At 32.8% G+C, this 24,037-nt stretch carries 26 protein-coding genes and 1 riboswitch; of the genes, 6 read left to right on the top strand and 20 right to left on the bottom strand.

All coding sequences use genetic code 11. The features are described from left to right. Positions 1–20 precede the first annotated feature (20 nt). Positions 21–470: a GNAT family N-acetyltransferase gene (locus tag ACUXZJ_RS03620; protein ID WP_060383719.1), complete on the top strand. Its 450-nt coding sequence runs from the start codon at positions 21–23 to the stop codon at positions 468–470. A gap of 367 nt (positions 471–837) precedes the next feature. Here ACUXZJ_RS03620 and ACUXZJ_RS03625 read toward each other — a convergent pair whose 3' ends face one another. From ACUXZJ_RS03625 to ACUXZJ_RS03685, 13 genes are all read right to left on the bottom strand, one after another. Next, positions 838–1,521: a TIGR00266 family protein gene (locus tag ACUXZJ_RS03625; protein ID WP_088420170.1), complete on the bottom strand. Its 684-nt coding sequence runs from the start codon at positions 1,519–1,521 to the stop codon at positions 838–840. 7 nt (positions 1,522–1,528) lie between these two features. Then, complete coding sequence (locus tag ACUXZJ_RS03630) at positions 1,529–2,251, bottom strand: TIGR00266 family protein (RefSeq protein WP_060383718.1); 723 nt, start codon at positions 2,249–2,251, stop codon at positions 1,529–1,531. Positions 2,252–2,260: 9 nt separating this feature from the next. Beyond that, positions 2,261–2,923, bottom strand: a complete 663-nt coding sequence (locus ACUXZJ_RS03635) for a TIGR00266 family protein (protein WP_060383717.1) — start codon at positions 2,921–2,923, stop codon at positions 2,261–2,263. A gap of 4 nt (positions 2,924–2,927) precedes the next feature. Then, the gene (locus ACUXZJ_RS03640) at positions 2,928–4,049 is read right to left on the bottom strand and encodes a M48 family metallopeptidase (protein ID WP_446195807.1); all 1,122 of its coding nucleotides are present in this window, start codon (positions 4,047–4,049) and stop codon (positions 2,928–2,930) included. A gap of 60 nt (positions 4,050–4,109) precedes the next feature. Beyond that, positions 4,110–4,820, bottom strand: a complete 711-nt coding sequence (locus tag ACUXZJ_RS03645; protein WP_446195809.1) for a HesA/MoeB/ThiF family protein — start codon at positions 4,818–4,820, stop codon at positions 4,110–4,112. 445 nt (positions 4,821–5,265) lie between these two features. After that, entirely contained in the window at positions 5,266–6,381 is a 1,116-nt protein-coding gene (gene thiH, locus ACUXZJ_RS03650; protein ID WP_089047648.1) for a 2-iminoacetate synthase ThiH, read from the bottom strand. Between the two features lie 143 nt (positions 6,382–6,524). After that, entirely contained in the window at positions 6,525–7,283 is a 759-nt protein-coding gene (locus tag ACUXZJ_RS03655) for a thiazole synthase (RefSeq protein ID WP_060383713.1), read from the bottom strand. Continuing rightward, positions 7,276–7,908 (bottom strand): thiamine phosphate synthase, encoded by a 633-nt coding sequence (thiE, locus tag ACUXZJ_RS03660; RefSeq protein WP_060383712.1) that lies wholly within the window; start codon positions 7,906–7,908, stop codon positions 7,276–7,278. Before thiE ends, ACUXZJ_RS03655 begins: the two co-directional genes overlap by 8 nt. Then, complete coding sequence (locus ACUXZJ_RS03665; protein WP_063744162.1) at positions 7,898–8,650, bottom strand: hydroxymethylpyrimidine/phosphomethylpyrimidine kinase; 753 nt, start codon at positions 8,648–8,650, stop codon at positions 7,898–7,900. Before ACUXZJ_RS03665 ends, thiE begins: the two co-directional genes overlap by 11 nt. Continuing rightward, the gene (locus ACUXZJ_RS03670) at positions 8,617–9,189 is read right to left on the bottom strand and encodes a thiamine phosphate synthase (protein ID WP_060383710.1); all 573 of its coding nucleotides are present in this window, start codon (positions 9,187–9,189) and stop codon (positions 8,617–8,619) included. Before ACUXZJ_RS03670 ends, ACUXZJ_RS03665 begins: the two co-directional genes overlap by 34 nt. A 247-nt stretch (positions 9,190–9,436) precedes the next feature. After that, entirely contained in the window at positions 9,437–11,251 is a 1,815-nt protein-coding gene (thiC, locus tag ACUXZJ_RS03675) for a phosphomethylpyrimidine synthase ThiC (RefSeq protein WP_060383709.1), read from the bottom strand. Positions 11,252–11,307: 56 nt separating this feature from the next. Beyond that, positions 11,308–11,514, bottom strand: a complete 207-nt coding sequence (gene thiS, locus ACUXZJ_RS03680) for a sulfur carrier protein ThiS (RefSeq protein ID WP_060383708.1) — start codon at positions 11,512–11,514, stop codon at positions 11,308–11,310. A gap of 55 nt (positions 11,515–11,569) precedes the next feature. Then, positions 11,570–11,664, bottom strand: a riboswitch (TPP riboswitch). A gap of 44 nt (positions 11,665–11,708) precedes the next feature. After that, positions 11,709–12,269, bottom strand: coding sequence for a DNA-3-methyladenine glycosylase I (locus ACUXZJ_RS03685; RefSeq protein WP_060383707.1), 561 nt, complete (start codon positions 12,267–12,269; stop codon positions 11,709–11,711). Positions 12,270–12,417: 148 nt separating this feature from the next. Between ACUXZJ_RS03685 and ACUXZJ_RS03690 the strand changes: the two genes are divergently transcribed. After that, entirely contained in the window at positions 12,418–13,047 is a 630-nt protein-coding gene (locus ACUXZJ_RS03690; protein ID WP_060383706.1) for a thioredoxin family protein, read from the top strand. Positions 13,048–13,247: 200 nt separating this feature from the next. On the opposite strand, the gene truB is transcribed toward ACUXZJ_RS03690, so the two are convergent. From truB to ACUXZJ_RS03710, 4 genes are all read right to left on the bottom strand, one after another. Next, on the bottom strand, positions 13,248–13,946 hold the full coding sequence (gene truB, locus ACUXZJ_RS03695; RefSeq protein WP_060383705.1) for a tRNA pseudouridine(55) synthase TruB: 699 nt from the start codon (positions 13,944–13,946) through the stop codon (positions 13,248–13,250). Between the two features lie 4 nt (positions 13,947–13,950). After that, complete coding sequence (locus ACUXZJ_RS03700) at positions 13,951–14,760, bottom strand: undecaprenyl-diphosphate phosphatase (protein WP_060383704.1); 810 nt, start codon at positions 14,758–14,760, stop codon at positions 13,951–13,953. Between the two features lie 61 nt (positions 14,761–14,821). Further along, positions 14,822–15,052, bottom strand: coding sequence for a DUF3098 domain-containing protein (locus ACUXZJ_RS03705; protein ID WP_060383703.1), 231 nt, complete (start codon positions 15,050–15,052; stop codon positions 14,822–14,824). Between the two features lie 72 nt (positions 15,053–15,124). Continuing rightward, positions 15,125–16,000 (bottom strand): cell division protein FtsX, encoded by an 876-nt coding sequence (locus ACUXZJ_RS03710; protein ID WP_060383702.1) that lies wholly within the window; start codon positions 15,998–16,000, stop codon positions 15,125–15,127. Positions 16,001–16,123: 123 nt separating this feature from the next. On the opposite strand from ACUXZJ_RS03710, the gene ACUXZJ_RS03715 reads away from it, so the two are divergent. The 4 genes from ACUXZJ_RS03715 to ACUXZJ_RS03730 all read left to right on the top strand — a co-directional run bounded on the left by ACUXZJ_RS03715 (position 16,124) and on the right by ACUXZJ_RS03730 (position 21,286). Then, a complete protein-coding gene (locus ACUXZJ_RS03715) occupies positions 16,124–17,125 on the top strand; it encodes a phosphatase PAP2 family protein (protein ID WP_060383701.1) in 1,002 nt (333 codons plus the stop codon). 7 nt (positions 17,126–17,132) lie between these two features. After that, the gene (locus ACUXZJ_RS03720) at positions 17,133–17,888 is read left to right on the top strand and encodes a phosphatase PAP2 family protein (RefSeq protein WP_060383700.1); all 756 of its coding nucleotides are present in this window, start codon (positions 17,133–17,135) and stop codon (positions 17,886–17,888) included. A gap of 62 nt (positions 17,889–17,950) precedes the next feature. After that, on the top strand, positions 17,951–20,782 hold the full coding sequence (gene leuS / locus ACUXZJ_RS03725) for a leucine--tRNA ligase (RefSeq protein ID WP_063743491.1): 2,832 nt from the start codon (positions 17,951–17,953) through the stop codon (positions 20,780–20,782). A 237-nt stretch (positions 20,783–21,019) separates the two neighbouring features. Next, positions 21,020–21,286 (top strand): hypothetical protein, encoded by a 267-nt coding sequence (locus tag ACUXZJ_RS03730; RefSeq protein ID WP_063743492.1) that lies wholly within the window; start codon positions 21,020–21,022, stop codon positions 21,284–21,286. A gap of 655 nt (positions 21,287–21,941) precedes the next feature. Here ACUXZJ_RS03730 and aat read toward each other — a convergent pair. The 3 genes from aat to ACUXZJ_RS03745 all read right to left on the bottom strand — a co-directional run bounded on the left by aat (position 21,942) and on the right by ACUXZJ_RS03745 (position 23,974). Beyond that, the gene (gene aat, locus ACUXZJ_RS03735) at positions 21,942–22,580 is read right to left on the bottom strand and encodes a leucyl/phenylalanyl-tRNA--protein transferase (protein WP_063743493.1); all 639 of its coding nucleotides are present in this window, start codon (positions 22,578–22,580) and stop codon (positions 21,942–21,944) included. Positions 22,581–22,696: 116 nt separating this feature from the next. Beyond that, complete coding sequence (locus tag ACUXZJ_RS03740) at positions 22,697–23,086, bottom strand: DUF3127 domain-containing protein (RefSeq protein WP_060383696.1); 390 nt, start codon at positions 23,084–23,086, stop codon at positions 22,697–22,699. Positions 23,087–23,101: 15 nt separating this feature from the next. Then, positions 23,102–23,974 (bottom strand): flavin reductase family protein, encoded by an 873-nt coding sequence (locus ACUXZJ_RS03745; RefSeq protein ID WP_446195818.1) that lies wholly within the window; start codon positions 23,972–23,974, stop codon positions 23,102–23,104. Between the last annotated feature and the right edge of the window lie 63 nt (positions 23,975–24,037).

The raw sequence follows: 24,037 nt of genomic DNA on the forward strand, positions 1-24,037 counted from the left end.
TTTTTTAAAAGAATTTAATTATGCAAGAATTTAAAATAAAGCGTTTTGAAGAACTTTCTGTAGACGAATTGTATGATATATTACACTTGCGTTCAGAAGTCTTTGTAGTAGAACAGAATTGCCCTTATTTGGATATTGATAAAAAGGATTCGAAAGCAATTCATGTATTAGGTTATTTAAATGGAGAATTAGCTAGTTATTGTCGTATGTTTAACGCAGGCGATTATTTTAAAGAATCATCAATTGGTAGAGTCGTAGTTTCTCCTAAATATCGTAGTCTTAAGTTAGGTCATGAGTTGATGAAAGTTGCTATTGATACACTAGAAGATGCTTATGACCAAAAGAATATTACAATATCAGCACAAGAATATTTAGTCAAGTTTTATAAAACTCATGGTTTCATACAAACCTCCGAAGTATACTTAGAAGATGATATTCCACATATAGAGATGAAAAGAAAATCTTTTTAAGAGACTATAAAAAATTGTGTAAGTATAAAAATAATGAGGCTGTCCAAAAAGTAATAAATCAATATGCAGTTTATCACTCTGCTAAGGAGAAGTCTCATAATCAACATTATCTGATTTCTCCCTTTGGTCGAAATAACAAGATTGCGAACTTTTTGGACAGTCTCAAGGTTAAAAAAATAGTATTATGAGGAAATTTCAAAGTTTAAATGTTATAAGCAATTTAAAATCAAAAATTACCAATCTTTTTTGACCAGATTATCATCTAAACAAAATAAGCCCGATAAAATATCGAGCTCATTATTATCAAAATTAAAATTAAATTTGTCTAAACTTGTGGGAGCAGTACAAATGCACAGCCTCTTAAATATTATTTATTTTTTCCCTCGGGTCTAAATGGATAAGTCCAACTCAAGAATGGAGTTATTTTTCTAGTTTGAATCCAGATTCTTCCTTTTCCTTGAAATCTACATACTAATCCTTCTCCTGAAAAGAAAAGTGATTTATAACCACCCACTCTGCTTATATCATACGTTAAACCTTCCGTAAAAGCTACAATATGACCAGTGTCTATTACATAACCATCTTCTACATCTATAGGAATGATTCCTCCATAGGAGTTAAACCAAAGATCCCCTTCTCCAGAACATTTAATTAAAAATAAGTTTTCACCTGAAAAAAAGCCTTTTGTTAAACCTTGAAATTTTGAATCAATAATTATATTTTCCGAAGAGGCTAAAAAGGCACTATTTTGAATATAGATGGTTTCGTTGTTTAAATAGATGTGTTCTATATCTCCAGGACAAGCAGGTGCTAATTGAATATCACCTGAACCATTTTTTGCCGTAAATTCATTGATGAATAATGACTCTCCTGTCAAAAATCTTGAAAAACCTCCTTTAAGCGTTGTTTTCATTTCAAGATTAGTATCCATAGTAGCCATTGCACTTGCTTCTACCTTTAATTTTTCTCCAGCGGGTATATTGATGGTTACAAAACCAAAATCTGGTTTGCAATCCATTGAAAATTTGAATCCTTTATTTTGTGTTTCCATAATATTTTTAGCCTCTTGGTTTAAGTTTAGGTCCTAGAATTCCTCCAAAGGTTGACGTGTTATGAGATTGTACCCACACCGTTCCTTGACCTTGAAATTTACATACTAATCCTTCTCCTCCTAAAATTGAACTCATCCAGCTTTTTCCAGCTTTTGTTAGTGTAAAATTTAGGTGTTCTTCAAAAGCTACAATATGTCCTGTATCTACTATATATTCGCCATCAATTTGGATAGGATAAATAGCACCAAAAGAATTGACAACTACGGTTCCTTGTCCTTTTACTGCTAACCAAAAAAGTCCTTCTTTAGAAATCAAATTTTTGAATCCTTGAAAACTCATATCGATTGTAATCTCTGGGGAACTTGCCACATAAGAACCTCCTTGTACGATGATGCCTTCGCCACGAAGTTCTTTGACCATCATATCTCCAGCTAGTGTTGTACTTAAAAAAACGGTTCCGCCTTCGTTTCCTGCTTTATAATGATTTAAGAAAAAACTTTCGCCAGACAACAATCTTTTAAGGCCTTTTAAAAAACCACCAGATTTTTTTTGTTGTGTTGAAGTGGTCATGGTTATACTAGGACTCATAGCAATCATGGATCCTGCTTCGGCAGTAAATTCTTCCCCTGGTTTTAGTTTGATTACCGCAACTGTAGAACTTGGTCTCATTTGTAAATCAACATTTAAAGTAGTCGATTTTCCTTCTGTTTGTGTATGTAATGTTTCCATAGTGACCAATTATATTTGTCTGTTAATCCAAGAAACTAAACCAGATAGATTTCTTGTTTGGATATATATTTTTCCTTTTCCTTCTACTCTAGTAACAAACCCTTCACCACCAAAGAAGCTACTAAAAATACCGCCTGATAATTGTGGTTTAAGTTTCATTCCTGGCTCATAAGCCACAAGATGTCCAGTGTCTACAATGTATTCACCATCAATTTCTTTTTCAAGAATACCACCATAAGCTCCAAATATTACTCTTCCAGTTCCAGATACTACTAGTTTGAATAGACCTTCTCCACCAATTAATGAACCTAAGCCAGCCCATTTAACTCCTAGTTTAACACCTGCTTCAGATGCAATATAAGAACCTCTTTGAATGCAGTAACTTTGCGTACCGTCTAATTCTTTAATCTCAATATCTCCTGGTGTAGCTTGAGTTAAATGCAACGAAAGTGTTTTACTGGTATTATTGGTAAAATGGTTAATGAAAAGACTTTCACCACCAAAGAATTTTCGTGCTAATCCAACAAAAAATCCCCCATTGAATTTAGCATCTAAATCTAGTTCTGCTGACATACTAGACATCGCATCTGATTCTGCAATAATGGTCTCTCCTGGTTCCAGTTCGACCATCACATAAGCAAAAGCAGGTTTTCCTTCTGTTTTAATTCTCATAGTTTTATTTCAAGTTTAAAAGTTTTGTTTTAAAAGCATTAAACGTGTTAGGTAATAAGGGATATGGGGTTTTATCTTCTTTTTGTTTTTCTTTTAATTTTTCAATTCGGAATTTTGTATCTGGATGAGTTGATAGGAAAGATAAATCTATATCTTTAACCGAAGTAGAATCTAAAATTGTTTTTTCTTCTTTCTCTAAAGTTTTAAAGAATGAGATTAATCCTGCTGGATTTATTTTAGCATTTATGAGATATTCTCTGCCCGTTTCATCAGCTTCTATTTCAAAATCCCTACTGTTGGACAAGGAGGCTAATTCGCCACCCATATTGATAAATGTACCTGCTATTGCACTTACGTCTCCAACGGTAGCTGATAAAATGGCAAAAATCCCTAAATTATTGATGATTCCTCGTATGTGATGACGTCTAGTAACGTGTGAAAGTTCGTGACTAAGTACGCCCATAACTTCTTCCCAAGATTTAGCATTTTCTATCAATCCTGTTTGAATAATTACTTTGCCACCAGGAAGAGCAAAAGCATTTATTGTTGGGTCTTTCACGAAATATAGGTCTACTTTATAGCCTTCTTTTTCAATTTGGTTAAATAAAGGTTTAGCAACTTCTATAAATTCATTCTTTAAAGAGTCATTTTTTATGAAATGATATTGTAATGATAAGGTATTAAATAGTTTATCACCAGCCTTTTTTTCCCAAGAAATAGGTACTTGACTAGCCATACTTTCTACCATTTTGTCTTTGAGGAAATAAAGAGAACCGATAAATAATCCAATTATGATTAAAGCAATTATTATCCCTCTAAGTGGTCCATTTAATGTGCTTTTTGATTTTTTGATTTCTTGTTTGAATTTATTATTTGATACTAGGATATTATCTTTTAAAATAGATTTATCAGCGGTATAAATAGAAATGGAATTGATAGTTGAATCTGAAAAAAAGATAAATCTATTAGCTGCACCTCCAGCATTAATAGATAAATTAGTAAAACCTATATGATGATTAATTGCACCAGATTCAAAAAGAATCCCATTAGTTTTAACGTGTAAGTTCCCTGAAACTCTTCCGCCAGTAATTCCTGGATGTATCAATATTGCTTCGTATGTATTCAATTTTTTCTGTTTTTAGCAAAAATAGGAAAAGATTATGTTGAATTTATTTTCAAGATAGTATTAAAACTCAAATTTTTGAAACTCCCACTTTAAAGTTGAAAAAACAATCAACTCGTTTCTTAATACAGGCAAACCTATAATCATTTTCAATGTTTCTTGTGCCATCATTGTACCTATAATGCCAGGTAAGGAACTAATTACTCCGTTTAATGAACAATCTGGAACATCTTCGGGGTTGGGTGAATCTGGAAATAAATCGCGGAGTTGTTTGCTTCCGTTATGATTAAATACTGCTATTTGCCCCTCAAATTTAAAAATACTCCCATAAACTAATGGCTTTCCTAATTGTACACAAACATCGTTTACCAGATACCGAGTATTAAAATTGTCACAACCATCAACAATAATATCAAAGTATTCAAATAGGGAAGGAGCATTTTCAGGGGTTAATTTTTCGTTGAATACTTGAATTTCTACTAATGGATTTAGTTTTTCAAGCGCAATCTTTGCTTGAGTGACTTTAGGTAAATCAATATCCGCTTCGGTATAAAGGATTTGGCGATGTAAGTTATGCAATGCCACCCTGTCAAAATCCACTACACCTAGCGTTCCAACTCCAGCCGAAGTTAGATATTGCAATATAGGACAACCTAGACCACCCGCACCAATGACAAGTACTTTAGCATTTTTTATTTTTAATTGACCTTCTTCTCCTATTTCAGGCACAAGAAGATGTTTCGAATAACGTAAATAATCTGATATTGTAAGCATAAATAATATTTCGCTCCGTTGGGGTTTTTAAAATTGTTATGGGTTTATTTGTTTCAAGTTTCAAGTTCAAAGCTTCACCCATCTTCCAAATTCCAACGGTTACTGAACGGACACTGAGGCTCTCGAAGTGTTGAAGTACCATCATCCATCTTTTTCACTTGTAAATTCTATTTTTTTGTTACACAGAGGTTCACAAAGTAAAGCACAAAGTTTCACAGAGGTCATTTCTAACTTCTAAATTTTAACTTCCATCATCCATCTTTTTCACTTGTAAATTCTATTTTTTGTTACACAGAGGTTCACAAAGTAAAGCACAAAGTTTCACAGAGGTCATTTGTAACTTCTAAATTCTGACTTCCATCATCCATCTTTTTCACTTGTAAATTCTATTTTTTGTTACACAGAGGTTCACAAAGTAAAGCACAAAGTTTCACAGAGGTCATTTCTAAATTCTAAATGCCCTATCCCAGTCCTTCCAAACAGGTTGATAACCCTTTGAACTAATCAATTGCGCAATTTCAGCCACGGGGCGTTCATCACTAATTTCAAATTGTTCCAAAGTTTGTGGATCGACAACATAACCACCTGGATTAGTCTTAGATCCAGCACTCATTGTAGTAACGCCAATAGGAATAATATGATTCCGAAAATGTTCATTTTCACGCGTAGAAATCGAAATTTCCAGATCTTCATTCCAAATGCGGTAGGCACAAATAAGTTGGAGCAAATCTTTATCCTCCATTATAAAATTGGGTTCAATAATACCTTCTGCTGGTCGAAGGCGTGGAAAAGAAACCGAATATTTACTCTTCCAATACGTCTTTTGTAAATAATCAATATGTAAGGCGTTAAAAAAGCTATCTACTCGCCAATCTTCTAGTCCTAACAAAACACCCAATCCTATTTTATGAATACCCGCTTTACCAACACGATCTGGCGTTTCTAATCTAAAATCGAAATTAGACTTCTTTCCTTTAGGGTGATATTGTTTATAGACTTCTTTATGATAGGTTTCCTGATACACTAATACAGAATACACACCTGCTTGATGCAATTGTTCGTATTCTTCTTGTGAAAGTGGTTGTACTTCAACAGAAATATTGGCAAAATCGTTTTTAATGACTTCAATAGCATTTAGGAAATAACCAATGTGAACGGTATAATTAGCTTCACCTGTTACCAACAAAACGTGATCGTAGCCCATAGCTTTTAGTGTTTCTACTTCCTGCCGAATTTCACTATCTGAAAGTGTTTTTCTTTTGATTTTATTGTCAAGGCTAAAACCACAATAGGTACAAATATTTTGGCACTCGTTACTCAAATACATAGGCGCATAAAGCTGAATGGTTTTGCCAAAGCGTTTTTGCGTGAGTTGATGAGCCAGTTGCGCCATAGATTCTAAATACTCTTGAGCTAGAGGAGATAAAAGCGTTAGAAAATCCTCGACGGTTCGTTTAGGTTTACGCAAAACGTTTTCTATATCACGATGTGTTACCGAAGCAATTCGGTTAGCCACAGTTTCCCAAGAATAGTTTTCAAATACAGTTTTAAAGGTCATAATTTTTAGATTTTATGAGGTAGCCCTAAAAGGTCGCAATTTTGTCATTTCGACCAGCGGGAGAAATCACATAATATTGATTATGAGACTCCTCCTTGCGTCGGAGTGACAATTGGTGTGTTGATTTTTTAATTTTTGCACAGCCTTTATAAAAACGACGTTAACGGGCTAGAGGCTTCGGCATGCGCTAGCGGATTGGCTAACTGGGCTTCAAAAGCTCTTCGTCCTGCAATAACGGCTTCTTTAAATGCTTGTGCCATAGCTACTGGATTTCCAGCAACGGCAATTGCGGTGTTAACTAACACAGCATCGGCACCTAATTCCATTGCTTTAGCAGCATCAGACGGTGCACCTATCCCTGCATCAATAATTACAGGTACTTTACTTTGTTCAATGATAATTTCTAAAAAATCGATAGTTCGTAGTCCTTTGTTACTTCCTATGGGAGAACCCAAAGGCATAACCGCAGCTGTTCCCACTTCTTCAAGTAACTTACATAAAACGGGATCGGCATGAATGTAAGGATAAACTTCAAATCCTAGTTTAGCAAGTTCTTCCGTAGCTTTTAAGGTTTCGATAGGGTCAGGAAGTAAATATTTTGGATCAGGATGAATTTCAAGTTTTACTAAATTCGTTTCCATTGCTTCGCGAGCTAACTGTGCTGCGAAAACAGCTTCTTTAGCATTTCTTGCTCCAGAAGTATTGGGTAACAATTGAATATGCGAATGGTTGAGGTGCGAGAGAATGGCATCGGTTTCGGTTTCAAAATCGACTCTTTTTAAGGCTACCGTTACTAATTCTGAACCAGAGGCTAAAATAGCTTCTTCCATTATTTGACTAGAACCAAATTTTCCAGTACCAACAAACAATCGGGAGCTAAATGTGGTATTTCCTATGTTAAGCATACGTATAAAGTGTTTCGTTGAGTTGTTTTACAATTTGACTAGGTTGTGTGGCATTATAAATTAAACCAGAAACGGCTATGCCATAGACACCAATTTCTAATAGTTTAGGGAGGTCATTTTCTACTATTCCTCCAATGGCAAAAATGGGTTTTACCAATGCTGTATTTGAGCTGGTATTGATAATTTTTTTATAACCTTCAAAACCTAACGAGGGGCTTAGTTTTTCTTTAGTGGTAGTAAATCGTAATGGACCTAAACCCACATAATCACATCTTTCAGCTAATCGTTGTTGTACATCTTCAAGAGTGTTGGCTGTACCTCCTATAATTTTAACATTACCTAATAATTCACGTGCTTGCTCAATACTTCCATCAGTAAGTCCTAAATGTAATCCGTGAGCATCTATGGCTTTGGCTATGGTAGGAAAATCATTTATGGTAAGTAAAGCATTATATTGATCTGTTTCTTTTTTAACTTTTTCGGCCAATCTAAAAACATCAATTTTAGAAGCGTTTTTATAACGTAATTGAGTCCAAGTAATTCCCGCATCTAAGGCTTTTCGAATCGAATTAAGTTGCTTTTCAGGCGTTTCCCCCTGCGATATAAATTGAATTTTAGGTAACATAGTAGGCTAATAATTTTTTATTTGAGTTTAATGTTTGTTCTATAAATTGTTTGGCTTTTTTACAACTTTCTGGAAGTGATTTATCTAGAGTTAAATGTGCCGTGATGGCAGATGATAAAATACAACCCGAACCGTGTTTGGGATATATTTTGTTAGTAGAGGGTTTTAAAATATGAGTTTCATGGCTTATAATCAAATAATCTGTTCCTGGTTGGGATATATTATGTCCTCCTTTCCATAAAACTGCTGTATGTTGTGCCAATAACTCAGCTTTTTCTAGAGGGCTTATAGATTGAGGAACTAAGATGTCTAATTCATTATGATTAGGAGTGATGAGGTCAACTTGTTCTAAAATAGATGGTAAACTATCGTAAATAAGCGGAGTGAATTCATAATTTGCTGTCGCTTTTAATACAGGATCCCAAACAATTTTTGCCTTAGGCCACAAAAGTTTTATGGTTTTTATATAAGTATCCAATGTTTCTAAGCTCGGAATAATTCCAATTTTCACAGCTTGTACCTCATACTGTTTGGCAAGATGATTAAGACTATCAATTACCCAAGAAGTGTCCATCCACTCCATTTTGAGAAACCTATCTTCCGTTTGAATAGTATTTCCAGTAATCACGGCTAATCCATACACTTTCTGCATTTCAAATGTTTTAACATCGGCAAGAACACCCGCTCCAGCCGAAGGATCAAAGCCTGCTAGACTGAGTACGAAAGGACGATGTTTTGACATTTTTTCCATTGTTCTATAGGATTAGGATGTAACCAAATGGCACCTAGCAAGGCAACCGAGTTAAAATATGGAAGTACTTCGGAAATATTTTTTTCTGAAATACCTCCCAAAGCTATAAGTTGCGTGTTAAAATTTGTGCGTTGAGCAATTTGATGAAGAATCTCAGGATTTTGATAATTAGTTTTCGAAATACTTGGAAATATTGGACTCAAAAAGGCATAATGATAAGCCGAATAAAGTTCATTAAATTCTGAAATACTATGCGTTGAGGTGGATAAACTTTTTGTGTTTTTTACTATCGAATTTCTATTTTGATTAGTTTGATGGATTCCTTTCAAATCGTATTCATTTACTAATTCAGGATAATATACCACACAAAATGGATGAAAAGAAGTGTCAATTTTTTCTAAATATGCTTTTGTTTCTTGTAAAGTGTAGTTAGGTTTTCTGATATGAAAATGAGTAAGCCCTGCCTCAAATAACTGATGCAGGGTTTGGATTTCATTTTCTATAATATGTTCTGTTGATAGTAGAATCATTTTTTTGGTTCACTAAGTTTCACTAAGTTCTTACACAGAGTTACACAAAGTTTTTTTCTTTATTTCGCTTCGCTCGAATTACAAAGTTTTTACACAGAGTTTCACAAAGTTCTTACACAGAGTCACACAAAGTTTTCTTTTTCAGTTCGCTTCGCTCGTATTACAAAGTTTTTATACAGAGTCACACAAAATCTATGTAAACTTTGTGTATCTCTGGGTTTCTTTGTGTATCTCTATGGAATAATAACTAGACATAAATCTCTTTACCGTTTTCAATAAATTCTTCTGATTTAGCTTTAAGTCCTTCTTCAACAGCAGTATCTCTAATTTCTTGTGAAATTTTCATCGAACAGAATTTAGGACCACACATCGAACAGAAGTGAGCTACTTTAGCCGCATCAGCAGGAAGTGTTTCATCGTGGAATTCACGTGCTGTATCAGGATCTAAAGAAAGGTTAAATTGATCTTCCCAACGGAATTCAAATCGGGCTTTACTTAAAGCATTATCACGATATTGCGCTCCAGGGTGACCTTTTGCTAAATCGGCTGCATGGGCTGCAATTTTATAGGTGATTACGCCGTCTTTCACGTCTTTTTTATTCGGCAGACCCAAATGTTCTTTTGGTGTTACATAACATAACATCGCACAACCAAACCAACCAATCATAGCTGCTCCAATTCCCGATGTGATATGATCGTAACCTGGTGCAATATCCGTAGTTAATGGACCTAAGGTATAAAAAGGAGCTTCAGAACAACATTCCAATTGTTTTTCCATATTTTCCTTAATCAAATGCATAGGTACGTGACCAGGACCTTCAATAAATACTTGCACATCGTGTTTCCAAGCAATTTTTGTCAATTCACCTAAAGTTTCTAATTCGGCAAATTGTGCAGCATCATTAGCATCGGCAATCGATCCAGGACGTAAGCCGTCACCCAAAGAAAAGGCAACGTCATATTGTTTTAATATTTGGCAAATGTCTTCAAAATGTGTGTATAAGAAATTTTCTTTGTGATGAAATAAACACCATTTTGCCATAATAGAACCCCCACGAGAAACAATTCCGGTTACCCTATTTGCCGTTAAATGAATATAACGCAGTAAAACTCCAGCGTGTATGGTGAAATAGGAAACTCCTTGTTCACATTGTTCTATTAAAGTATCACGGAAAATTTCCCAAGTTAAATCTTCAGCCACACCTTTTACTTTTTCTAAGGCTTGGTAAATAGGCACAGTACCTATAGGCACAGGTGAATTTCTGATAATCCACTCGCGGGTTTCGTGTATGTTTTTACCAGTTGATAAATCCATAATGGTATCAGCTCCCCAACGACAAGCCCAAACGGCTTTTTCAACTTCTTCTTCAATGCTTGAAGTTACCGCAGAGTTACCAATATTTGCATTAATTTTTACCAAAAAGTTGCGCCCTATAATCATAGGTTCGCTTTCAGGATGATTGATATTATTTGGAATTACTGCTCTTCCAGCAGCTACTTCACTGCGAACAAATTCGGCGGTAATTTTTCCTTTAGGAGTTCTTGCACCAAAACTTTCCCCAGCATGCTGATGACACATTGCTTTTTGTGCTGTTTCTAATTGTTCAATACGTTGGTTTTCACGAATAGCAATGTATTCCATTTCAGGCGTGATGATGCCTTGTTTAGCGTAGTATAGTTGGGTTACATTAGCACCTTCTTTGGCACGCATAGGTTGATGAAGATATTCAAAACGCAAATGATCTAATTTTTCATCGGCTAAACGTTGTTTACCATATTCAGAACTTAATTCATCTAAAATTTCGACATCATTTCTGTCTAAAATCCATTGCTCGCGCAAACGAGGTAATCCTTTGCGAACATCAATTTCGATACTCGGATCTGTATAAGCACCAGAAGTATCATAAACCGTTACGGGCGGATTTTGTTCTACTTGCCCGTTTGTCAGTTTAGTATCTGACAACGTTATTTCACGCATCGCAACTTGAATGTCGTGTATTTCTCCTTGTATGTACACCTTTTTTGAATTAGGGAAAGGTGTTCTTGTGATTGTATTTTCCATATTTTTTTAGGTTGAAAAGTTTCAGTTTTTAAGTTCGTTAAAACTTAAAATAAAAATTAGCCTCCTTGCGTAGCTTTAATGATGATTATTTTTTGATTAGATTGTAGCGAAGTGTTTTCCCATTGCGATCTAGGGATAACTTGTTGGTCAATAGCGATCGCAATACCTTTTTGTTTGTCAGGTAATTCGATATCAAGGAGTTCTTGTAGGGTGAGTACTTCTTCCTTAAATATTTTTTTTTCTTGATTGATAATAAGTTCCATTCCGTATTATTTTAAACTTTAGGAATGGCTACACGCATAGCTAAGAACACTATACAAGAAGTCATTTACTTTTCCCTACGCTAGTATGAACTAGATCAGGTTCAAAGGGTAAAATCTCAGCCTGCTATGCAAACACCCCTAAAGTACAGGACAAATGTAAACTATTTTTTAATTTATAAATGTTAAATTTTAAACTAACTATTCCTTTTCCAACAGTCCTCTATGTGATCATTTACCATTCCTATAGCCTGCATATAGGCGTATACTACGGTTGAACCTACGAATTTGAATCCGCGTTTTTTTAAATCTTTACTTAGTTTATCTGATATTTCAGTTGTAGCAGGAACATCTTTTAAAGTTTTAGGTTTGTTGTCTATAGGTTTTCCGCCTACAAAACCCCAGATATATTTCGAAAAAGTTCCAAATTCTTCTTGTACCTTCATAAAGGCTTGGGCGTTTGTTACTGTAGCTTTTATTTTAAGTTTATTGCGAATAATACCTGAATCTTGGGCTAATAATTCCATTTTTTTATTGCTGTATTTTGCAATTTTTTGAAAATCAAAGTTATTGAATGCTTTTCTAAAATTTTCTCTTTTAGTAAGAATAGTATACCAACTTAAGCCTGCTTGAAAAGTTTCTAGTACTAAAAATTCAAAAATTGTTTCATCATCATAAATAGGGTTACCCCATTCATTATCATGGTAGTTACGATATAAATTATCTTTTTGACACCAGTCACAACGTTTTTTTTTCATATTATGTAATTTTTGTTACAAAAAAAATGATTTTTTATATATAAATTTACGTATTAATGATATATACGTTATAATATTATAACGTATTATTTTAATTAAAAAATAATAATTCCGTAAATATTAAAAAACACACAAACTATTAGCTATTATGAAAACAGAAATTATTCAAGGTCTATTAAATAGTTATACCTATTCAGAGTATAGAAAATCGGTAGCGGACTTATTAGTTCAAGGGAAATCTTCGGGGAATGATCAGTCAGAAGATCATCTGTATTATAGCCAATTAAACCAAACTCGCATGAATCGTTTAGATAAAACTTTACAGATTCCTGAAGATATTTTGGAAAAATTAAAAAATATAAAAAATGAATATACATGGTTAGTACTAGCAGAAGGTTGGTGTGGCGATGTGGCTCAAATAGCACCTATTTTGTACAAAATAAGTTCTGTAACAGATAAAATTAATTTAAGATTTGTATTTAGAGATGCAAACGATCCTTTAATGAATTGTTTTTTAACCAATGATGCGCGTGCTATTCCAAAACTCATCATTTTAGATAATAAAAATCAAGAATTAAAAGCAACTTGGGGACCTAGACCTGAGGGAGCTACAAATTTAATTAAAAATTATAAGGCTCAACATGGGGTAGTAGATCAAACAGCTAAAAAAGAATTACAACTTTGGTATTTACATGACAAAGGAAAAAGCACAATGGAAGAGTTAATATCTATTATGACACATATAGAAGAATTAGTAAATAATAAAATATATAACTAATTTAAAATAAATTACTTACAAAAAAGTAAATGTTCAAAAATTAAGAAATCAACATTTAGTTTGTCATTATAAAGAAAAAATAATTTCAACAATACTATATCTGATTTTTTACCCTTTTACCTTATTTAATTTAAACTAGGAAAGTGATAAAATTCTCTTATTTTTTGAACATTTTTTTATTTATTTTTTTAAGTATAAAATTAATTATTGGGAATTAATTCTGAAAAAACATCTGGTGTTAGTGCTTCTTCTATTGAATAAGAACCACTTTTTGTACGTCGTAAAGCGGTTAAATGTCCTCCTGATTCTAATGCTTTGCCCAAATCATACGCTAAAGAACGAATATAAGTACCTTTGCTACAACTGATTCTAAAATCAATTTCAGGTAATGCAATTCTGGTTATTTCGAATTCGTAAATTGTGGTTTTTCTCGCTTGAATTTCAATTTCTTCTCCAGCACGAGCATGTTCATATAATCGTTTTCCGTCTTTTTTTAAGGCAGAAAATACAGGCGGTTTTTGATCTATTTCACCTATAAATTGTTTAACAGTTTCTGTTATGAGCAAAGGAGTAATATGTTCAATTGGGAAAATAGCATTTATAGGCGTTTCTAAATCATAAGAAGGAGTCGTAGCACCTAATTTTATAGTACCTGTATATTCCTTAGTTTGCCCCATTAATTCTGGGATTTTTTTGGTGTATTTTCCTGTACAAACGATTAATAAACCAGTAGCTAATGGGTCTAAAGTACCAGCATGACCTATTTTGAATTTTTTAGGTAAGTCTAATCGGTTTTTTAATACGTATTTTAATTTATTAACAGCTTGAAAGGAGCTCCAAGTTAGGGGTTTGTCTATGAGTAAAACTTGTCCGTTTAATATATCTTCTTTTGTATACAAAATTTTATTTATTAATAGAAAAATAAATTAATAATAGGGTTCCTGCAATAATGCGATACCATCCCCATGGTTTAAAACCATATTTTTTGATTATTCCTATGAATAATTTGATGGCTAATACGGCTACTATAAATGCTACTATATTTCCTATAATAAACATTGTAATAGTGTCTTTTGATTGTAAAATTAACTCATAGCCTTTCATTTGACTATGTTCGTAGGTTTTTAAAAACACGGAGTAACAAGTTACAGCTAACATAGTGGGAACCGCTAAAAAGAAAGAAAATTCAGCAGCTACATGACGTGAAAGTCCTTGCTGCATACCTCCTATTATGGATGCAGCACTTCTACTGGTACCAGGCATCATAGCTAGACATTGCCAAAATCCAATAGTGATAGCTTTTTTAATAGAAATTTCTTCTTCGGAATTAATTTGACTATTTTGAAAAAAACGGTCAATAAATAATAAAATAATACCTCCTACTATTAATACAAAAGCAATTGGGATGGGTTTTTCTAAAACAGCTTCTATTTTATCATCGAATAGTTTACCTAATATTAAAGCGGGAACAACAGCTGCTGCCAACTTGATATAAAAATTAAATTTGGTAAAATCAAAAAACTTTTTCCAATACAAAAAAACGACCGCTAGAATAGCACCAAATTGTATCGAAACTTGAAATAATTTTACAAAATCATCGTTTTGAATACCAAAAAAAGAACTTGTAAAAATCATGTGAGCAGTAGAAGAAACAGGTAAATATTCTGTTAGACCTTCTATTATAGCGATAATAATTGCTTTAAGTAAATCCATTTTATATTGAGTGATTAACAAATAATAAAAAGTAAATAATACTTATTATTATACGATTGAGTTATTTATCTTGTTTGAAAATAGAATAAATAACAATACCAAAACCTGCTAAAACGACAGTTGGTGCTAATCGAATTCTTCTAAAGCTAAAAATTTCAGGGTTAAAAACAGCGGGATCTTCACTGCCTCCTCCTGACATTAATATAAATCCAAAAGCAATAATAGCAACACCTATAAGCAAAAATTTATAGTTTACTTTTTCAAAAAGAAATTCATTTTTTTTATTTTCCATAAGAAAAAAATAGATTTTAGAATTTAACAAATAGAGTTGATTGACTAAACTCTAAAATTAATATTTAAAAAATTAATATAAATCGTCCGTTCTTAAATTTAAAAAACGTTGTGTAGCAAAATAAGTACTTAGCCAAGTAATTAAGATTCCTATTCCGAATACACTTAATAAAATAAAAACAATAGAAAATATATCGTTAAATACTCCTAAAGTTGGCCAAATAGCATCTATATAAAACAATAAAGCTAATAAAGCTATAATTGCAACGCCAGCTCCTATGATACCTAATTTTATACTTCTTAATATAAATGGTTTTCTAATAAATGATTTCGTGGCTCCTACCATTTGCATAGTTTTAATAATAAAACGATTAGCATAAATGGATAAACGCAAAGAACTATTAATTAATAAAACCGCTACTACCGTTAAAAAACCACTTATGATCAGAATCCACATACTAGCTTTTTTAACATTTTCATTTACCATTTTTACCAATTGTTTATCATAAAAAATATCCGCTACTAATGGATTTTCTCTTAGTTTACGTTCAATTTTAGCTACGCTATCGTTTTCAACATAGTCAGCACGTAAATGAATATCAAAAGAGTTTTTTAACGGATTCATTCCTAAAAATTCAGTAAAATTTTCTCCTAATGTTTTTTCATGTTCTTTAGCGGCTTGTTCTTTTGATATAAAAACAAAATCTTTGGCAAAATTAGCTTCTTTGAGCATTTCTCCATATTTTGTTAATGTGGTATCCTTAGCATCATCTTTAAAGAAAACGGTCATGGTAATACCTTCTTTAAAATCATTTGACAATTTTTTAGCATTAACAATAAATAACGCCAATAAACCTAACATAAAGAGTACCAAACCAACACTTAGTACTACTGAAAAGTACGATGTAATTAATCGACGTTTTTGAAACTTATCAAAAGATGAACTCATATAGTATATTTATTTGCGGTAAAAATAACAAAGATTTTCTTTATGTAAAGTTAATAATGCTCAAAGTTTCCACTTTCTTATAATAAATGTAAATTTGCAAGAATCTTAAAAAATTTAAAAGAGTTGAAAAAAATAGCTTTTTATTGTTGTTTACTGTTAAATCTAAGTTTATTCTGTCAAAGTAAAGATACTTTAGTAGGAATCAAAACCGATAAACTTGAAACAGAAGAAAAAACACAGTCTTATCAAATCAATCCAAATACGAGTCGAATTTATAACAAACCTCGAATTTTAGATGCCATTACTTTTTTACCAAAGGATTTTATTACTACTAGCAAAGACTTTATTGCTAAAGATCATGCTTGGTATTTAGGAGGAGCAGTTGCAAGTACAGCTCTTTTAGTTCCGTTTGATCAATCAATCACAAATTCATCACGCGAATTTTCGGATCGTATAGGATTAAGTTCTAATAATATATATGGTAAATTTGGGCCGTTACAGAATATCCCTAAAAATCTTGGCGCTGGTTTTTATCTAATAGGAAATGGTACTACAGTTATATTACTAACAGCTGGATTTACAACTTTTGGTTTGTTTAATAATGACTATAGAGCGTTATCAACCGCCAGCGGCTTAATAGAAAGTTTAGCATTATCAGGGGTGTATGTTCAATTTTTAAAACGAGTTACAGGACGCGAAAGTCCATTCATTGCACGTGAAAATGGTAATCCAGGAGGCGACTGGAATCCTTTTCCTAGTTTTTCAGCCTATTCAAAATCTACCCCTCATTATGATGCTATGCCTTCTGGACATCTTACTACAATTATGTCTGCTTTAACCGTGATTACGACCAATTATCCAGATTATAAATGGATTAAACCTGTTGGATATACATTAATAGCAGGTATGTGTTTTCAGATGGTTCAAAGTGAAGTACATTGGATTTCAGATTATCCTCTAGCTTTATTGATAGGATATTTTTCTGGTAAAAATATTGCCAAAAGAAGATTTAAAGATGTAAATAAAAACATAGGATTACAATTAAACAAGCCTAAATACGAAATGAATATCATTGGTTCCAATAAGGCTGGTTTTAAAACATTAGGATTATCCATTACTTTTTAGATAGATTATGAAAAAACAAAAATTAATTTATTGTATATTAATAAGCTATTTATGCACTTTTTCTAGTTTTGCACAAATAATAGATACAATACATGGAAAAAAGGTAGATCATTATGATACCTTTAAAATGAAGAAAATGATTATTCCTACTGCATTAATAGTATCTGGTGTTATTTTACGTAATCCAGCTTGGCGTAATCAATTATTAGATTTTAAAAATCAATTATTTGGCACTTCTTTTAGTACCAAAATTGATGATTATATACAGTATATTCCTATTGTTCAAACCTTAGGTGGTAAAACCATAGGCATTGAAAGTAAGCACGGATATAAACAAATAATTACAAATCAAATCGTTTCAAATGCTATCAGTGCTGCTATTGTACACGGATTAAAGAATTCTGTAGGAGACTTACGTCCTGATGGATCTGCTAAAAATTCATTCCCATCAGGACATGCGGCAACCGCTTTTACAAATGCCATGCTTCAATATTTAGAATATAAAGATTCTAATAAATGGTATGCAGCCTCTGGTTTTTTATTTGCAACTGCTACAGGAGTATTACGAGTAGCTAACACACGTCATTGGCCTGGCGATGTTGCTGCAGGTGCAGGTATAGGAATGGCATCCGCTATTGTAGTGCATTATTGGAGTCCTTTTAAATGGGATCAAACAAAAAAAGATAAAAGAATGAGCTATATTGCTTATCCTATTTTAAATGAAAAAACCTACGGTTTAGGTTTCATTGGAAAACTTGATTAAACTTTTAATTATTTATTTTAAAACTAAAAATCATTTGGCATTATACCCAAATAAGAAATAATATGAAATATTTTCACAACGACATCGAAGCCAAATGGCAAAAGTACTGGGCAGATCATAAAACCTTTGCTGCATCAAATAATTCGGATAAGCCAAAATACTACGTATTAGATATGTTCCCATATCCTTCAGGAGCGGGATTACACGTAGGACACCCGCTGGGATATATCGCTTCTGATATTGTGGCACGTTATAAACGCCATCAAGGATACAATGTATTACATCCACAAGGGTATGATTCTTTTGGTTTACCAGCAGAACAATATGCTATCCAAACTGGTCAACATCCAGAAAAGACAACTCGCGAAAACATTGCTCGTTATCGTGAACAATTAGATAAAATAGGTTTTTCTTTCGATTGGGATCGTGAAGTACGTACTTCTAATCCTGATTATTACAAACACACCCAATGGATTTTTATTCAATTGTTTAATTCCTGGTATAATAATGATTCTGATAAAGCCGAAGATATTTCAACTTTAGTTTCTGTTTTTGAAAAAGAAGGAAATGCAAATGTTAATGCGGTTTGTGATGATAACATTGCTGTGTTTACGGCTGATGACTGGAAATCATATACTTCTGAAGAGCAACAAAAAATATTGCTACAATATCGATTAACCTATTTAGCCGAAACCGAAGTAAACTGGTGTCCTGCTTTAGGAACAGTTTTGGCAAATGACGAAATTGTAAACGGTGTTTCAGAACGTGGTGGTCACCCTGTAATTCGTAAAAAAATGACCCAATGGTCAATGCGAATTTCTGCCTATGCAGAAAGATTATTACAAGGTCTTGATACCATCGATTGGACCGAATCGTTGAAAGAATCACAACGCAACTGGATTGGAAAATCGGTCGGTGCGCACGTTGAATTCAGAATTCAGAATTCAGAATTCAGAATTCCAGTATTTACTACCCGTCCTGATACGATTTTTGGAGTAACATTTATGACATTAGCTCCTGAACACGAATTGGTTGCGCAAATTACGACTCCTGAGCAAAAAGCCGCGGTAGATGCCTATATTGAAGCAACGGCAAAACGTTCAGAAAGAGAGCGTATGGCCGATGTGAAAACCATTTCGGGGGTATTTACAGGTGCGTATGCGGAACATCCGTTTACCAAAGAACCAATTCCCGTTTGGATTGGCGATTATGTATTAGCAGGATACGGGACTGGTGCAGTAATGGCAGTACCAATTGGAGATGAAAGAGATTACGCATTCGCAAAACATTTTAATATTCCAATTAAAAATATATTCAGTCTTACCTCCCCTCCTTTGGAGGGGTCGGGGGAGGCTGCCGCTTTTTCCGAAAAATCTGGTTTCGAATTAGTAGATTCTGATTTCTTAAACGGATTAGATTACAAATCAGGAACCAAGAAAGTTATTGAGGAATTAGAAAAAATAGGAGCAGGTAAAGCCAAAGTAAACTACCGTTTGCGTGATGCTGTTTTCTCTCGCCAACGTTATTGGGGTGAACCCTTCCCGGTGTATTATGTAAATGGATTACCTCAAATGATTGAAGCGAAACATTTACCAATCATTTTGCCTGAAGTAGAAAAATACTTACCAACAGAAGATGGTCAGCCACCATTAGGAAACGCTTCGGTTTGGGCTTGGGATAGCGTGCAGTGTACAGTAGTTAGTAATCAGTTAATTAACAACGAGACCATATTTCCATTAGAATTAAACACTATGCCAGGCTGGGCAGGTTCGTCTTGGTACTGGATGCGATATATGGATGCTTCTAATGAAAACGAATTTGCAAGTGAAGAAGCATTAAAATACTGGGAAAATGTCGATTTATACATAGGCGGAAGCGAGCACGCTACTGGGCACTTATTATATTCTCGTTTTTGGAACAAATTCTTAAAAGATAGAGGCTTTGCTCCAACAGAAGAACCATTCAAAAAATTAATCAATCAAGGGATGATTTTGGGAATGAGTGCAATTGTTTACAGAATTTCTGGAACAAATCAGTATGTTTCTAAAAATTTAAAATCTGAATATCAAACAGAAGAAATTCGTGTAGATGTAAATATCGTTAATGCTTCAGATGAAATAGATTTAGAAAAATTAAGAAATTGGATCCCTGAATTCAAAGAAGCTGAATTTATTACTGAAAATGGAAAATATATTGTAGGTCGCGAAGTAGAAAAAATGTCAAAACGTTGGTATAATGTAGTCAACCCAGATGATATTTGTAATGAATACGGTGCGGATACGTTGCGTTTATACGAAATGTTCTTAGGGCCATTAGAACAAGCTAAACCTTGGAACACGGCTGGTATTACTGGTGTGTATGGTTTCTTAAAGAAATTATGGCGTTTGTATTTTGATGACAATGAAAGTATTGTTACTAATGAGGAACCAACGGCAGATATGTACAAATCGTTACATAAAACGATCAAAAAAGTAACTGAGGATATTGAGAATTTCTCATTTAATACTTCGGTTTCCCAATTTATGATTTGTGTGAATGAATTGTCTCAACAAAAATGTCATCATAGAGCTATTTTAGAACCATTAGCTGTGATTATTTCACCTTATGCGCCTCATATTGCTGAAGAATTATGGAATGCGTTAGGACACCAAGGTTCCATAGCAACGGTAGCTTTCCCTAAATTTGAAGAAAAATATTTAGTAGAAAGCGAAAAAGAATATCCAGTTTCTTTTAATGGGAAAATGCGTTTTAAAATTAAATTACCACTAGATTTAAGCAAAGAACAAATAGAAGAAATCATCATGAAAGATGAACGTACACAAGCACAATTACAAGGACATACACCTAAAAATGTGATTATCGTTCCAGGAAAGATTATTAACTTGGTTGGATAAATATTAGGAAGGATGAAAGATTTATTTATTAGAGGGTATTTAGAAAGAATTTCTAAACAATTTGAAATTTCAATTGATGATGCGTTTGAAGTGTTTTCTATTGCAGTTGTATTAGATAAATCTTTCGATGAAGTCTATAAATGAAATTTTAATTTTAACTCCTGATAATAATAAAAGCTTAAATCAAGATGGTAGAATTGATGGAATTTATTTTGAAGGAAATGGCTTCAATGTATAATGTATGTTTTTCAATGTAAAAACTCTAAAAAACAGGAACAAGGAAAGTTAGATAAATTCAAAGATAATTTTGAGGAGTTTTTCCTAAAAGGAAATGAATTACCTAATTCTAAAGATCTTTCATCTAAAATTGAAGAATATAAGGATTTAACAAAACTAGGATTTATAATTAAGCATCAATTGTATTTTCTTTATAATGGGAATAAGTCCGACAATCAAACTTCAAACGAACAACTTTTTATCATAAAGAAAATAACTTTGAGATAATTGACTCTGAAGTTCTTTATGATAAAGTTGTTAGAATAATTGATTCAAACAATAGAAGAAAAGATATAGATTTTACTTATAACCAAATTCTAGTGTTGTAAAAGGGGATAACCAAGCTTTATATTCTTATGTAATTAACAATGTAAAAGCATTGAATTTTAGAATTCAAGACATAGAATTATGTGAATTAATATCAAAAGAAATAATGATGGTAGTTTAGATACATTATATTCAGAAAATATTAGAGATTTTTTAGGATTTAAGCTTAAGCGAATCAAAAAAGCAAATAACTCTAAATGAACTGTCCAAGTTCAAAAGCAGAGAGAGAAAGGAACTAGCATTGCGAAGAGTCTTTTGACCAATGACAAAATTTAGCTTTTTATCTTTCTCTTTCTTCTGTTGAAATAAATTTATAAAATATTCAAAAAACTTCCCTGTGCAAACATAGGATGACAAGATTGCGAATTTTTTGGACAGTCTCAAGGTTAAAAAAAGTATTACGAGGAAATTTCAAAGTTTAAATGGTATAATAGTTAATATATTCTTGAATTTCTTCTTTTAATTGAGGACAGCCTTTTTTATTACTTAAGACCTCTAGTGGAATATTTATTTGTATATAATTTTATAACCCCAGATTTATCTCTATAGACTCCCTTTATTTCTCTTTTAAAAGTGTTATAAAGTCCTCTCTAGGTATTTCATAACATCCTAAAGAAGCTAAATGATCGTTGTATATTTGACAATCTAATAGTTTGTATTTATTTTCCTTTAGATAATCTACTAACGCAATAAAAGCCACTTTAGAAGCATTACTCACATGAGAAAACATACTTTCACCACAAAAAATAGGATTCATATCTACACCATATAATCCACCTACTAATTCCTTTTCTAGCCAAACCTCAACGGACATTGCCTTTCCTATTTCATGCAAATATGTGTAGGAATCTATCATTTCGTCTGTAATCCAGGTTCCGTATTGGTCTGGACGATAAATTTGTTGACAATTAATCATTACATCACGAAAACACGTATTAAAAGTAATTTTAAAAATACCTTTATTTATTACATTTCGCATACTTTTAGAGGGTTTAAATTCATTAGGAAATAAAACCATACGCTGAGGTGGACACCACCATAAAATAGGATCATTATCATCAAACCAAGGAAAAATACCGTTTTTATAGGCTAATAATAATCGTTCAGGCGATAAATCACCACCTACTGCTAGTACACCTTCTTTTGATGTTTCTTCTATTGGTGGAAAATATAATTCTTTAGTTATAAAGTACATAATTTATTAGAAAAATAATAAAAGGAAAAAAGAGCAAAGATATTATTAAACTAAAAAGTCATTCAAATATTTTACATACTGAATGACTTTTTGTCTTTATTTTTTTGTTTTTTAAATTAGAAAGGAAGATCGTCATGTTCTTCTTCATTGAAACTAGGAGCTGGTTCAAAAGCTTGTGCTGCGGGCATTGGAGGCATTTGTTGAGTCATAGCAGGTTGTGTTGCCTGCATAGGTTGAACTCTTTCAATTCTCCATCCTTGAATGGTATTAAAATATTTAGCTTCTCCTTGCGGATTAATCCACTCGCGACCACGTAAATTAATTGATACTTTTACCTGTTCTCCTACTTGGAAGTTATTTAAATCATCTACTTTTGCTTGAGTAAACTCAATCATGATATGTTGTGGATATTGCTCCTCTGTTGTAACTACTAACTCTCTTTTTTTAAAAGATGCACTAACCTCTTGTGTAGGGTTAATCATTTTAATTCTTCCTGTAACTTCCATGATAACTTGTATTAATTATTTTGCTAACAGCACTTTCCATGCCGAAAGTATGTCTTGTTTTTTTAAATACTCTTTAGCTAATTCTTTGATCTTTATAAGATTATTAGCCTGTAAAGCTTCTTTAATTAAATTGTTTTCTTGGACAAAGATAAGGATTTCTTCTTCTTTTGGCAAAGCTTCTATATTTCCTAGCATACCTAAATCATTTCCTGTAAAAAAAGAATCTTCTTTAATAAAGCTAGGAATTGCATCTACTCCAATTCCTAAAGAGATCAAAGGTTTTGGTACTTCAAATAAACCCATGTTAGAACGCGAATACCAATTCCCACCTAAACGAGCTACCAAATCAATTTTATGTTGATCAATCATCCCATTTTTATCTAAGATAGTTTCATCTACATGGATTTTTAGAACTTCACAAATTATTAAATTACCAGCACCTCCTTCTGTGCCTAATGAAATTATTTCATTTATTTTACACTCAAATTGTACGGGTGATTCGGCAACACGAAATGGTTTTACAAGATCAGAAGATAATGTCGTGAGACCCGCTTTTTCAAATTCATTTATTCCTTCAGCATACTCCGTACTGGAAAGCGACATTTGTTGTACAATATCATAATTTACAACATTTATAACCACTTCTTTAGTTTCTAATGCGTTTTCTAAGGTATGTTTAGTTGTATTACCTCTTACTCTTCTGGCTGGAGAAAAGACTAAAATAGGAGGATTAGCACTAAAAACATTAAAAAAACTAAAAGGAGATAAATTAGGTCTACCTTGTGCATCTATCGTACTAGCAAATGCAATGGGTCTTGGCACAATAGCCCCTTGTAAATAAGACTGAACTTGTGGGGTAGATAATTCAGTAGGAATGAAACTTTTCATTTATAAATTGGTTTTTAAACAAAAATAAGAAAAGAAGCTATAAAATAAAGTAAAGAAAATAGA

Source organism: Flavobacterium sp. TN-1 (assembly GCF_052828645.1).